General features: G+C 45.7%; 11 protein-coding genes. 4 read left to right on the forward strand and 7 right to left on the reverse strand.

The window, feature by feature from the left end; translation table 11 throughout:
- The first annotated feature begins 26 nt into the window (after positions 1-26).
- The gene (locus tag GV030_RS14775) at positions 27-614 is read left to right on the forward strand and encodes a hypothetical protein (protein WP_159583352.1); all 588 of its coding nucleotides are present in this window, start codon (positions 27-29) and stop codon (positions 612-614) included.
- Here GV030_RS14775 and GV030_RS14780 read toward each other — a convergent pair whose 3' ends face one another.
- A complete protein-coding gene (locus tag GV030_RS14780; RefSeq protein ID WP_159583354.1) occupies positions 615-1487 on the reverse strand; it encodes a DMT family transporter in 873 nt (290 codons plus the stop codon). It lies immediately after the preceding gene.
- 109 nt (positions 1488-1596) lie between these two features.
- Between GV030_RS14780 and GV030_RS14785 the strand changes: the two genes are divergently transcribed.
- The 3 genes from GV030_RS14785 (at position 1597) to GV030_RS14795 (ending at position 4634) form a co-directional block, all read left to right on the forward strand.
- Positions 1597-2274 (forward strand): response regulator transcription factor, encoded by a 678-nt coding sequence (locus tag GV030_RS14785; RefSeq protein WP_159583832.1) that lies wholly within the window; start codon positions 1597-1599, stop codon positions 2272-2274.
- Positions 2261-3673, forward strand: coding sequence for a HAMP domain-containing sensor histidine kinase (locus GV030_RS14790; protein ID WP_159583356.1), 1413 nt, complete (start codon positions 2261-2263; stop codon positions 3671-3673). Before GV030_RS14785 ends, GV030_RS14790 begins: the two co-directional genes overlap by 14 nt.
- A gap of 67 nt (positions 3674-3740) precedes the next feature.
- Complete coding sequence (locus GV030_RS14795) at positions 3741-4634, forward strand: hypothetical protein (protein WP_159583358.1); 894 nt, start codon at positions 3741-3743, stop codon at positions 4632-4634.
- An 85-nt stretch (positions 4635-4719) separates the two neighbouring features.
- Here GV030_RS14795 and GV030_RS14800 read toward each other — a convergent pair whose 3' ends face one another.
- The 6 genes from GV030_RS14800 to GV030_RS14825 all read right to left on the reverse strand — a co-directional run bounded on the left by GV030_RS14800 (position 4720) and on the right by GV030_RS14825 (position 12732).
- Positions 4720-4866 (reverse strand): lmo0937 family membrane protein, encoded by a 147-nt coding sequence (locus GV030_RS14800; RefSeq protein ID WP_159583360.1) that lies wholly within the window; start codon positions 4864-4866, stop codon positions 4720-4722.
- A gap of 153 nt (positions 4867-5019) precedes the next feature.
- Positions 5020-7368, reverse strand: a complete 2349-nt coding sequence (locus GV030_RS14805; RefSeq protein ID WP_159583362.1) for a GH116 family glycosyl hydrolase — start codon at positions 7366-7368, stop codon at positions 5020-5022.
- Between the two features lie 51 nt (positions 7369-7419).
- Positions 7420-7983 (reverse strand): hypothetical protein, encoded by a 564-nt coding sequence (locus tag GV030_RS14810; protein WP_159583364.1) that lies wholly within the window; start codon positions 7981-7983, stop codon positions 7420-7422.
- 130 nt (positions 7984-8113) lie between these two features.
- A complete protein-coding gene (locus GV030_RS14815; RefSeq protein WP_159583366.1) occupies positions 8114-8866 on the reverse strand; it encodes an MBL fold metallo-hydrolase in 753 nt (250 codons plus the stop codon).
- Positions 8867-8869: 3 nt separating this feature from the next.
- Positions 8870-10762, reverse strand: coding sequence for a DUF3857 domain-containing protein (locus GV030_RS14820; RefSeq protein WP_159583368.1), 1893 nt, complete (start codon positions 10760-10762; stop codon positions 8870-8872).
- The gene (locus GV030_RS14825) at positions 10759-12732 is read right to left on the reverse strand and encodes a transglutaminase domain-containing protein (RefSeq protein ID WP_159583370.1); all 1974 of its coding nucleotides are present in this window, start codon (positions 12730-12732) and stop codon (positions 10759-10761) included. Before GV030_RS14825 ends, GV030_RS14820 begins: the two co-directional genes overlap by 4 nt.
- Between the last annotated feature and the right edge of the window lie 141 nt (positions 12733-12873).

The following is a 12873-nucleotide window of genomic DNA, read 5'->3' on the forward strand; positions in this document are numbered from 1 at the left end:
CCGGATCGTTTGTTAAATAAAAGCTTATGAAATACACTTTTACCCTTCTCGTATCAATCGCTTTTGCGATCATGGTTTCCGCTCAGGAGACCCCGCCAACTTCATATGAAGAAATTCCTGATTACCCGGCCGAATTTACAGCAGAGACGGTAGAGGCCCGAATGGTTGACGGTTTGGGATTTAGGTACTATTGGGCTACGGAAGGTCTACAGTCTGAGGACCTGTCTTTTCGCCCTGGTGATGAAGCCAGATCAACACGAGAAACATTGGAGCATATTTTCGGTCTCACACTGGTGTTAGTGAATTCCACTCGGATGATCCCGCATAGCTCAGAGGAGGTTATGGATCTGTCATTTGAAGAACTGCGAGCCCAGACCTTGGCCAATATTGCGGAAGCCAGCCAAACCCTGAAAAGTGAAGGAGCCAGGTTGGAGGACTTTCAGGTTATTTTTCAACGGGGTGAAGCGCAAACAATTTTCCCCTTTTGGAATCAGATCAATGGCCCGATTGCTGATGCGCTATGGCATGTGGGACAGGTAGTGTCATTCAGGCGTTCGTCAGGCAATCCTTTGAACCCGAATGTACAGGTATTCATAGGTACTGTGAGGGAATAGTCAGTTTCGCTTTTGAAATATTGATTTCAGGCTTTCGGTCACCACGGTCAGAAAGATCAGTGATCCACCTATATAAGTGCGGCCAGCAGGAATCTCATTAAGTACCAGAAAACCTAGTAGGATGCCTAACAGCGGGGTGAGTGCGCTGATCACACTCACAGTACTCACCGTGAAATGTTTGAAACTAAGGACAAGAAGTGTGTGACCTGTAGCCGTCGTGAATAGGCCCAGAATCAACAATGCTTCCCAGTCTGTAGAGAGTTGTGCAGGCTCAAATTCAAAACCAAATAGAACTGGCCAGAGGAATAACGAAATAAAGAGCAGCTGATAAAACATCAGGGTAATGCCTGATTGCTGAGCCACGCGCTTCTTCATGAGGATGTTTCGTATAGAGTAACAAAGGGCAGAAAAAACCCCAATAGCAATCCCTAAAGTGTGTTCATTTTCAAAACTCAGTTCAGGAGCTAATAATGCCACACCCACAAAGGCCAGTATTCCCAGAGCCAGACTACTTTTCTGAAAGGGAATTTTCAGCATGACGGGCTCCAGAAATGCCGTGATTACAGGGTAGGTAAACAAGGAAAGCATACCTATTGCGACGGTGGAAAGTTTCAGGGAGTAGAAGTAAGATACCCAGTGGCCAGCCAGAAGCAGGGAGCTGCCAAAAAGAAGCCAAAAGTTCTTACGATTGCCAATACGTAAGTCAAACTTCCCTACTTTCAGCACAATAAAGAGGGCAACAGCGCCAATAATACATCTCATCCAGATGGTAACCGGTGGGGGAAGTTCAATATATCTGCCAAGAGTGCCGGAGCTGGACATGATAAAAATGGCCAGTCCTAGCTGGAGTAAGTGAGCGAGTTGCTGATTCATGCGGGCCAAAGGTAAGTGATTATCACTTTTGACCGAGGAGTACTCACTTCAGGAATTTAATTAACCGGATCAACCAATCTGTGCTATTTCCGTTCTCAGCATCAACATGATGCAAATACTGATCATTGAAGACGAAGTGAAGGTAGCCAACCACCTGAAAATGGGTCTGGAAGAGCAGGGTTTTGCGGCGGACATTGCCTATGATGGAAATGTTGGACTTAGGCTTTTTGGCCAGAAGGCATTTGACATGGTGCTTGTAGACGCGATTCTCCCTGGGAAGAATGGATTCGAAATCTGTCGGGAAATCCGGGTGCAAAATTCTGAAGTGAAAATCATCATGCTTACGGCACTGGGAACCACCGATGATAAAGTGGAAGGACTGGAGTCTGGTGCGGATGATTACATGGTGAAGCCGTTTGATTTCAGGGAACTTCTGGCAAGGATACGAGCCATTTTGAAGCGCAACCTACCTTATACAGGGAAGGAGCGCTTAAAAATTGGGGACCTACTATTGGATATGGAGCGGAAGACTGCCAATAGGGCAGGAGTGAATATAGACCTCACAGCAAAGGAATATGCCCTTCTGGAGTTTTTGATGAGAAATAAAGGTAAGGTGCTTTCCAGAATGGAAATCACAGAGAAAGTATGGGATCTGGATTTTGATCCGGGAACCAACGTGGTGGATGTTTACGTGAACATTTTGCGCAAGAAGATTGACAAACAATTTGAAAATAAACTGATCCATACCCGCGTGGGTATGGGCTACTATCTGGATGACCTTTCTTAAGATCAAACTACGCTCTCCGGCCATCAACATCAAGGATGCACTCGTCCTCCGGTTTGTGTTGATTTTTGGGGTACTGTGGGTACTGGCTTCATTTTCCATCTATTATTCTTCGGCTCAGTTTCGACACGATGAGTTTTATCAGCGCCTGCACACCAGAGCCAGCACAGCTGCCAAGTTGCTTATAGAAGTAGAGGAAGTAGATGCCTCATTGCTTAGAAAAATAGAAGATGCTAACCCCATCAAACTGCCGGGGGAGCGTATCACTATTTATGACTATAACAATGTGGAGATTTTCAGCACTGACACTCAGGATTCCATTCGCATGGATGAGGAGCGGTTCAATGATATTCGCCTGGAGGGGGAATACCGCTGGAGGCAAGGCAGCGTGGAAGTTTTGGGCCTACTCTATACTGATCAGTATGAGCGGTTTGTGGTGGTGGCTGCCGGCCAGGATGTGTATGGTTTCAGAAAGCTGGATAACCTCCGAAACATCCTACTCACAGTATTTTTTATTTCTCTCATTGTCATTGCCATGGCAGCCCGGTTGTATGCCGGAAATGCACTTCGTCCGATTTCCGAAGTGGTGGAGGAGGTCAACCAGATCGGTATTAGCAACCTGGGTAAAAGAGTCTCAGAAGGAAATGGAAAAGATGAAATAGCTACCCTGGGGATCACCTTCAACCGGATGCTCGATCGCCTACAGAGTGCTTTCGAAAGCCAGAAAAGTTTCATCACCAACGCTTCCCATGAGTTGAGAACACCCATGACCAGTGTGCTATCTCAGGTGGATGTAGCCTTGCTTAAGGATAGAGATGCGAAGCATTACAAGGGCACGCTACAATCCGTACGGGACGATATCCAGGAGCTCTCTGCACTGGCAGGTAAGTTGCTGCTACTGGCTCGGGTGGATGCATTCAGAGAGACCTTTGAGCCTATCAGGGTTGATTCTATCCTATGGCAGGCCATCAGTGAGGTCTCCAGACATTTTAAGAATAACATTCTTGTCGACTTTTCTTCTGACATTGATGATGAGCAGTTTTTTACCATCATGGGCAATGAGCAGCTGATTAGAAGTGTATTGCAGAACCTAATAGAGAATGCGTGTAAATACTCCGAGGGTAAGGATGTGCGGGTATTGGTGGAGCTTGCCGCAGAAGGGTTATGCCTTAAGGTAGAGGACCAGGGAGTGGGCATTGCACCCGAGGATCTTCCGGAGATTGGTCAGCCTTTTTACCGGGGGAAAAACACTTCGGGGTTTTCAGGGAGTGGGATAGGTCTGAACCTTTCTAAAAAGATCGTGGAGTTGCACCACGGAACCTTTTCCCTGGACTCGCGCATGGGGGAGGGCACACGGGTGAGCATTGTTTTTGAGTACCTCGGATTTTTAATTCTTTTTTAATCTCCCACTTAGGAGGGCTTAATCCCCGGACCGTTTTCTCTCCTAAACCAAGAAAAATATTAAACCCATGATTACAAAATCTAAAGAGAGCGTTACTGCAGTGATAGTGACCCTCTTGTTCGTCCTTGCATGTAGTGTTGCAGTTTATTTTTTCTCTTTAAAGAGTCTGGCTGAAGATGAACTGACTTCAGAGAAAGTAAAAACCGAGAAGATGCTTTCTGAAAAGCTGGCGCTTTCGAAAGAGATAGAGAAGTTGAAAAGCGAGATTGTTGGATACAAAGGGAAAAGTGCTGATTTGGATAAAAGACTCATGAGTTTAGAGACTCAGCTTCAGCAGAAGGAGAGCGAGTTGAAAAATCAGGCGAGAAAAGGTGAGACGACCATCGCTGATTACAAAAAGCAATTGGCTGACCTGCAGGCCATCAGAAACAAGCTGAACGAGGAAATAGCCAGACAAAATGAGCAACTCGTTGCTTTGCAAAAAGAGAATGGAAACCTCAAAAACACCATCGCGATGATGGAGGAGACCCATGAGGACCTGGTGACCAGAAACACAGTATTGTCGCAGCTGATCTCAGAGAACTATGGTGTGGAGGCTCATAAGAAAAGAAACAAACTGACGGTGAATTCTAAAAGAACTAAGGAAATTCTGTTGGGCTTTGATGTGCCAACGGAGATGACCGAAAAGCTTTCGTTCAAGATCACCTCACCCGATGGTAAAGCAGTGGCGAGCAACAACTCAAAGACCATTACTTATACTGTGAAAGAGGATTTTGAATTCAGTGATTCAGAAGTGATGGCCAGTATAAACGGTACTTATGCCAGCATTTCGGACAAAAGAAACAAGAAGCGTGTAGTGCTCACTTACAAACCCGAGCAGAAACTGGCCGGTGGAGTGTACATGATCGATATCTTCTCTGACAGCACCTTCGTGGGTAGCAGCCAGATCAGATTGAAATAGTAGTAAAGAAGTTTGAGTTAAGGTTAGGTGAAAGGTTGAGGGGCCGTCAGTTGGTTGACGGCCCTTTTCTATTGTTAGTTGGCTGTCACGCTCGCTTGATTACTCCCAGAAGGAGAGAGATTACGGCAATGATCAGCAGAATGTGAATCAAACCACCTAGGCTGTAAACAAAGAACCCGAGCAACCATCCGATTACCAGTATGACTGCAATTAGATATAGTAAAGATCTCATAATTGTTTTTGTTTGGTTGTGTTATGAGGTTCAAAAGTCTTTCCAGAATTGATAAATACGGTTATATGCCCTGAGGAGAGGTTTGGGTGCTAAGCAATTATTTCAAAATGAGACTTTTTTCTCAATTTTGGACACATCCCAGGTGACGTCTCGTCATAAAGTGATCTCATTGCGCAATCCTGTCAGCACAAGGGTGGTGGAAGAAAGCTCAGCGGGTTGACCATTGACGAGTGTCGACTTTTGCAGCTCAGGAGAAATCAAAAGAATCTTCCACTCCGGTTGGGTTTGGGTGATAGTAAAACCGGATTTTGTTTTCTCAAAGGAGATCAGGTTGTCACCCACCAGGATATTCTCCAGCTTCACGTCATCCCATCCTGTAGGGAAATGAGGTTCGAAAGTGACCGTTTGGTTATATGCCTCAGGTTTCAAGCCAAAGTAATGCGCTACAATGGGGGTGGCTACTGCGTAAATGTTCCAGGCCTGAACGATCATGCCATAGTCAGGGCTCACCTCATACATGGAGCCAGGCAGCGCATAGCCAAAGCCATTGGCCAATTTTTTCAGGTAATCCAGAGACGCATCCGGATGCCCGTATCGGGCTTCGCTGATGGCTTGCACACCTGTGGGCAGGGTCATTACTGCGCCCACGTAGCTAAACGATTTCCACTTGGAGGCCTTACCCTGGTTTTCATCCCTGTCTATACCAGTCACATACATACCAAAAGGGTTGGTGTATTTTCTGGCGGTTTCCAGAGCTTGTTCTGCTTTGTCCACATCGGCAATACCGAGCTCCATAGGAGTGTTTACCACCCAGTTGTGATGAACCACCTGGCTTTGTACTCTGTTGTCCCTCAGCCTGCCGACCTGTGCTTTGAGTTGCTTCAGCTCCTCTACGGCCCAGGGTTTTTGGATGGTGTCTGCGCGCACGATGGCAGCGTCTATTAGTTGGAGGGTTTCCACACGGGTAGCCCTAAAGTCCGCAAATGACCCTGCTGAAGGAACCCACCACTCATCATTAATTTTTTTGGACAGCAACTCTGCTTTTTGCTGATAGGACTTACTAGCGGAACTATCACCCAGGGCATTGGCCATTTTGGATGCCGCATCGTATGCCGCCTGGGTATACACCACCACATCAATCATTTCTGAGTGTAGGCCGTGGATTTCCATCATTCCTGCCCCATCTGGATATCCGTTGCCGTCTTTGTCCTCCTGCTCCAGCCATTGTAGTCCTTTTTGTACAGTTGGGTAGGTTTTGCGGAGCATGTCGGTGTCTCCGGTCCATTGGTAGTACTTCCACAATAGGTGGATGAAATAAGGTGTCGTATTGAGATTTCCAGGGTTGAATACCACGCCGTTAGTGGAGGCTTCGTGCATGATCCTTCCGTTATCATTTACACTTTCAGAAAGTTTCAGAAGGAGTTCAATAGTGGCTTTGACTTCTTCGTGAGCACCAGTGGCCAATAAACCCTGCAGTGCATAAGTATTGTCAGTGCCAAACCACCAGGGGTAATCCGGGATGCCGGCAGAGAGTCCCCGTCCCTGGTTGGCTACATCTCTCATAAGCCAATCAGTATTGTATTTGGTCCAGGTGTACATCGCTTCTATTTCCTGATCAGGAATAGTGAGTCTGGCGGTATTGGCCAGCTCACTGTAACGATCCATTTTTTGCTGAAGAAGGCTGTTGGGTGACTGCTTAAGTTCTTTGTAAGTTTCCAATGCCTGCGCCTGAGACTTATAGGACCCTGAAATGAAATACTTCAGAACCTTTTGCTCTCCTGGTGGAATTGTGATTTCGCTTTGAAGGGTTAGGTCAATTCCCTTGCCTTTACGTTCATCACTGCATTCAGTCTTGGGTTGGGACCATGCAGAAACCTGTTGATCCGAGCCAAAGACCGTATGCCAGGAGTTTAGGGAATCACGGGCGGCCCAGGTGCCATTGACTTCATCAAAATCAGCCAGATCTTGGCCATCTGTCTGGTTTAGTCTTTCTGCGAGCCATACGGGTCTCAGGTCTACCATGCCGGTGAAATCTACTTTTAGATTCAATGCTTCATCACCCGTATTTTTCAGAACGTACTCTATGATCATTCCTTCCTTTTGATCAGGTACAAATTGGGTGCGAATGACAGCTATGGCCTCCGAAGGATAAAATCGGTGCTGGTTGGCCATGGGAAAATTGATGAATTCCTGAGCGTCGTTGAGGCAGTAGTACATGGAGCCCGCACTGATCCCAAGTGTGAAGCCATCCATCAGCTTGATGGGGTGATCCCAAATGCCACCCATCTCTCCGGTCACATGCCAGCCCAGATCTGGAAAGCTCCCATCCTGATGCCCTACTGAGTAGAGCCGGTCACCAGCGGTGACATATGGAGTGCCCAGGTACTCGGATTTTCCGGGCATTGATGGGAGATCGGTGAGTATCCCCTCAAAAGACTCAGTAGGGGAAGGTGAAGAGCAACCGACGAGTAGAATTAGTAGGGTTGGAAAGATGGTCTTCATGTATTTTCATTTTTGGGAAAATGAAGATAACAGATTTCCTTCAAAAGCGATTCAAGGGCTGGGATTTGTAGCCTCAAAAGTCTGGTTGTAATAGCTGAAAGCCCGATAGACACCTTCTTTGTGATCCAGATCCAGCTGGTTGTTCTTGATGAATTGCTCCATCCATTTGGAGTCCCCGCCAAATGCGGAAATCAGGTCTTTTTTTCTTTCCAGGGGGATGAGCTCTTTCTTTTTTCCCACGGTAAAAAACGGTGGATAAGTACTGTTGGTAAATTCATCTTTGACAATTCCTGGCTTGAAGAGTAGGGTGATTTTGCCATCTGAGAGCACTTCAAAGAGGTGGGCTTCTCCATTGAGTGTATGGCCTTTGTAATAGATTTCTTCTCCCTGGGCTCCGGTACCTCTCACCTCTTTGATTTGCTGGGCACTGAATATTTGGGTTTTCTCAGCGCTACGGCAGAGTACCTGATTTGAGGTGGTGTTGATGTCAATGATCCCTTCGTATTTGCCCTCAGATGTTTTGATTACTCCTGAGGTAGATGCCTTGGCATTGAAGGTTTGAGCTGCGGATGCCAGATATGAGGCATACAGGAATAGCACGAATGAATATTTCATAAGCAGATGGTTGGGAGGTCAAAGGAAGACCTGGCTCCTCACACATCAAAGCGTATTACTACAACTTCATCAAAGCGTAAAATGGCAATAATGTGCAGATCTCGTTATTATGAAATAATGGTTTTTAGGGTTACTCGGAGTACCAGTTGCGTAAGCGCACTTCTATTTGATCGCTACCCTCGCTCACAAGTTTTTTGAACCCCTCTACGTCATTGAGGCCTGCCTGGCCACGGTAATGAAAGGGATAGACCACAGCCGGCTTGAATTCCAGAACAGCACTGGCAGCCTGATCTATGTCCATGGTATAGGGGAGGTTCATGCAGACAAAAGCCACATCGATATCCTTCAAAGCCCTCATTTCGGTGATGTCTTCGGTATCTCCGGAGAGGTAGATGTTTTTTCCACCCAGGTTGATGACATAGCCATTGCCACGGCCCTTTGTATGACGGGAATCTGCACTTTCAGGGAGGTTATACATAGGCACTGCGGTGATGAGTATATCATTTACTTTTCTACTTTCTCCATTCTTCATCACGATGACCTTGGAGGTGATCTCTTTTGGTAGCTGATCCGCAACGGCCTGAGGCACTACGAAAGTGGCTTTTTCAGTTTTGATGGCCAGAAGTGTTTCAGGGTTGAGGTGATCTCCGTGGATGTCTGTAATGAGAATCATGGAGGGGGCAGGTAGGTTTTCAAACCGGGAAGCTCCACCATAGGGGTCTGCGTAAATCACTTCCCCATTCCATTCAAGCATCAGAGTGCCGTGCAGGATGGGTTGTATTTTTATACTGGTGTGGTCGGCCGGGATATAATCAGGAGCTGGCGGTTGGGTATTTCCAATCAATGAAACCAGAAGAAGGAGTATAAGGAGTGGTGTTTTCATGGTCTAGGTTTTGTTCAGCATAACGATTTTCTCCTTGTCAAGTTTTTGAACACCCCTGATGAACTCTCTCAATGATTCGTATGATGAAGGTGGGTAAGTTCCGCTTTGGATCACAAATTTTCGGATAATCATGAATTGGTTCCTGTCCTGAATGATCATTCTGTCATAAGAGCCAAAGGAGGTTTTTACCTGGATGTCCTGTGGGGTGTTTTCAGGAAAATACACTTCCGGGAATGTTACATTAAGGGTGTCTATCTGGGTGTATCCATACCTGATTTCCACAGGCTTTTGTCGTTCTTTTGTTTTGAAATTCATATGGTTGACATTGGTAAAAACAAAAGGTTGGTAGAAAAGTCGGTTGGAATTGGAAATGGCTGCTTTTTTGAGTTGTAGGTTCGCGTTCATCTGAGCAGTGGGTACCACCTGATTGGTAGGTGGTGATAAGTTCAAGGAATCCAATACCAGATCACCCCATTTGTGTCGGTCATAGAACCACTTGGATTGTTCACTTGGGGGTGTGAGTACCGATGATTCAAAGCGGTCGTTACCAATTTCCAGACCGGTATAAGTCCTGTTGATTTTCACATCCGCTGAGCCGTCTATGTTAATACTAAGCTCAGCAAGAGTGATTTGGAGGTTCTCCTTTGGGCTATAGCTTTTTGTTTTGACGATCACGGCATCATCTTCGGTAACCATCAGTGCATTTCTATTACTGGTGAAAATGCCCTGATACCCAAATGGATCTGTTTGGGAGGTACATTCGAGCCAGATGGTGTCACTTTCAAACGGCACCGTAAGAATGGCATGATTGAAGCGTGCATTTGGAAATTCCGGGTCAACTTCACGGGCATAAGGACCGGCATTGATGAGGGTGTAGTAAGATTTAACCCCCAGGCCGGATAGGATGGACTGGGTGTAGAAAGAAAGTGCTTTACAGTCTCCGTACTTACTCGAATGCACAAACCCGGATTCAAAAGGTTGCCAGCCTCCTATACCCAATTGGATGCTGACATATCGGGTGTTATCCTGAAGATATTTGTAAGCAATCTTGACCTTTTCCAGATCGCTTGCCCCTTCAGGAATGAGTTTTTTGATTTCTCCTAATTGTTCAAAAGTGAGCGTGTTCTGATCTTTATTGAGGGCGCGAATCCACTCCCCAAAATCACTCCAGGTTGATAGGTTTCCTACATGCCCATCCATTTCAAACCTGTTGGGTGCAGTGTATACTACTGGAGCATAATCCTCAAGTGTGTAGCTATATGGTTCAAATTCAAACGCCGGAAGGCTATCCACTGCCCAGTCGAAAACCAACTGCCCCTGCTCGTAGCTTTCTTGGGCCGAGACGTTGACGGACTTATGCCTGAATGGATTGCTTTCAGGACTTTCTATATGGAGGGTAGCGTGCAGCACACTTTGATACTCGTCTGACTGAGGGTACCATGTGGGATAAAACATTGAGCCCATATAGTCAATGGTGTATTCCACCTCTACGATGTAAGGGTATTTGTCATCAGTGACTTCATAGTATTTAGTTCGCGAGTCATCAGCTATGCTCGATCCCTTGGTACTATAGTCGCCAAAGTCTTTCAGTTTGATGTGTTCTCTCTCGTGTTCGTATATATCATATATTTTTATTTGAGCTGATTTGATCGCGCGGAAATCGTCATAATAGAGGAAAACAGATTTTAAATCTGTCGCCCTGCTGTTTCTGATGATGGCTCTGTATTTTCTGTGAAGAGAGGAGCTGGTTAGATCTTTAATCGTGAATGTGGTATGATCATACAGTACTATCTCATTGGCATTGGTTTTCAGGTCTGCGGGTACATCATCCAGCAGACCCTGAGCAACTCCTATATTGAATAGGAAAAAAGATAAAATAACAAATGATAGCTTCATGATTTCTTGAGTACGATGATCTCATTGTTTTTCTCAGCCACCAGTTGATAAAACTGTTTGAGGTATGGATATTCATCTGGAGAAAAATCCAGCTGATTGAGTTTGAACATACTCATGATTTGAATGTTGCTGCCGATTTGGTTGATGGAGTAGATAAATTTCCCTCCATTGTTAGGTAGGGTCACTATGGTGGATTCAGGAAGCTCGGCGGAAAAGCCTTCCGGCACCGCTATTTTGACAATAACTCTCCTGTTGATCTGATAAGGAAAATCTACCGGAGTGAGCCTTTCTTCCCGTTTGAAAGGATTTTCTGTCACCATACCATAGCTGATCGGCTGGAGGTAGACTGTTGCATTGTCATCAATGTCTTTGGCTACCGCAAAATTAAGGTTGAAGCCGGTTTCTGTGTCTATTTTCAGACTGTCCATTTCCCATTCCGAAAAGTGCGAAGTGATACTTTCGTTGTAATGTTCCTGTCCGCCGGATTTTACATTAGAATGAGCCTCCGTTTCGGCGTACCCATCCATTTTTACCGAATACTGGCTATTTAATTTTTCTTCCTCAAAGTCGAATTGTGAGATGACCGTTATGGAATGCGATGCGTCATTTTTCAAATCGATCCATGAACCTCCGTTTTCTGTGGCCATCCAACCTCGGTTGTTGAGACAGCGGGTTGGCAACATCCCAAAGGGTAATTTTGAAGCACCGTCAGTCAGGACCGTTCCTTCTGGTGTTTTGACTGCTGCTATCACATAGTTGTAGTCCTCATAGTTAGGATAGATAGGATGGGGGATGCCATGGCCTCTGGTGCTAAGAATTACAGGGTACGCCTCCAGACCAGCTTCTCTGTATACGGCTACCAGGGTCAGATTAATGTCTGCAACGCTTCCCTGGCCGTCGTTGAATGCGGAACGCCCTACTCTGTCACTTGTAAAACCAAACACATCATTGTGTGAAAAGTGATTGGCTAACCACGTGTAGATTTCTTTGGCACGGGTAGTGGGGTCTTCGCTGAGGGTGGAAATTTTGTCTTTGGCGAAATTGCCATTGTTCAGCGTTTTGCCAAATGAAGTCCAATCCATGATGTTTTTATTGAAGTCTTCATAGTTGCCGGCGACCATTTTGATGGGTCTGTTGGGCATGTGAATTGACATCAGCTGAAATTCCAGCCGGGCCGGAACATTGGGCTTGTTGTTCATGAAGGGCTCATCCTGGAGTGGTAATAGGTTATGACCGGTTTGCGTAGTATGGACGCTCACAGAAGGTAAGGACCCGGTGCCTCGTTCGACGTTTCCTCCCGCACCTACAGACTCCCACCGGTAGGTGAAGGTTTCATTTACATTTTCCTCCTTTCTATCCAGGACTACAAAGGAACCTACCTGACTCACGGTGTATTTGAAGAACTCCGGAATAGTGTAGCGAAATTCGGAAATTTCCACTGGCAGGTCATCCTGAAAATGCCAGGCAGATAGGGTGGAAATAAGGTCAGAGCTGAGGGTGTATTGATACTCAAACACCGACCCTTCACGTACGTCGGGCATGGCGAAACTGGTTTCCATCCTGTAATCATTGATTCTGGTGGTGTATTCTTCAGAATTTGTCAGTTTGGTTTTCTCTATTTTTCCATCGACAAGGTTATAAGTGAAGGCCTTAATGGCACCAATTTCTTCCTTGCTGTTACCTTTCAGAGGATCGTAAACCCTGAGTTTTATGTTGGCGATATCCTTGTCGAGTTTGTTAAATACTTTTATCCTACGATGCACTACCAGGTTATAGGACCAGCCTTTATCGTTGTTGTACATAAAATTGAGGGTACCGAATTCGCCCAGGACCATTGAATTGGCTTCAGGATAGAAGGCACATTCGGTGAGGGTTAATTCTTCTTCGGTAACCTTGCCAAACTTAATGTTGGATTTTTGGCCGAAGGCATGAAGGGAAAGTACTAGGAAAAGTAAAGTTAGGGATTTCATATGGCGGTGAGTTTAGTTTGGGAAGGATTGAAAATAAAAAAAGTCCCGAACTAATCCGGGACTTTTCTTAATTATTTTGGAAACGACTGAAGGACAGGATATGTAACCCAACTCTAGGGGTTGAATTTAACTACTGTAAAC

The organism is Marinoscillum sp. 108 (assembly GCF_902506655.1).
Classification (GTDB): domain Bacteria; phylum Bacteroidota; class Bacteroidia; order Cytophagales; family Cyclobacteriaceae; genus Marinoscillum; species Marinoscillum luteum.

What these genes read in the sequence shown, in the direction of transcription:
- GV030_RS14775 (WP_159583352.1), top strand. Translation starts at nt 27, where the DNA reads ATGAAATACACTTTTACCCTTCTCGTATCAATCGCTTTTGCGATCATG.
- GV030_RS14780 (WP_159583354.1), bottom strand. Translation starts at nt 1,487, where the DNA reads ATGAATCAGCAACTCGCTCACTTACTCCAGCTAGGACTGGCCATTTTT.
- GV030_RS14785 (WP_159583832.1), top strand. Translation starts at nt 1,597, where the DNA reads ATGCAAATACTGATCATTGAAGACGAAGTGAAGGTAGCCAACCACCTG.
- GV030_RS14790 (WP_159583356.1), top strand. Translation starts at nt 2,261, where the DNA reads ATGACCTTTCTTAAGATCAAACTACGCTCTCCGGCCATCAACATCAAG.
- GV030_RS14795 (WP_159583358.1), top strand. Translation starts at nt 3,741, where the DNA reads ATGATTACAAAATCTAAAGAGAGCGTTACTGCAGTGATAGTGACCCTC.
- GV030_RS14800 (WP_159583360.1), bottom strand. Translation starts at nt 4,866, where the DNA reads ATGAGATCTTTACTATATCTAATTGCAGTCATACTGGTAATCGGATGG.
- GV030_RS14805 (WP_159583362.1), bottom strand. Translation starts at nt 7,368, where the DNA reads ATGAAGACCATCTTTCCAACCCTACTAATTCTACTCGTCGGTTGCTCT.
- GV030_RS14810 (WP_159583364.1), bottom strand. Translation starts at nt 7,983, where the DNA reads ATGAAATATTCATTCGTGCTATTCCTGTATGCCTCATATCTGGCATCC.
- GV030_RS14815 (WP_159583366.1), bottom strand. Translation starts at nt 8,866, where the DNA reads ATGAAAACACCACTCCTTATACTCCTTCTTCTGGTTTCATTGATTGGA.
- GV030_RS14820 (WP_159583368.1), bottom strand. Translation starts at nt 10,762, where the DNA reads ATGAAGCTATCATTTGTTATTTTATCTTTTTTCCTATTCAATATAGGA.
- GV030_RS14825 (WP_159583370.1), bottom strand. Translation starts at nt 12,732, where the DNA reads ATGAAATCCCTAACTTTACTTTTCCTAGTACTTTCCCTTCATGCCTTC.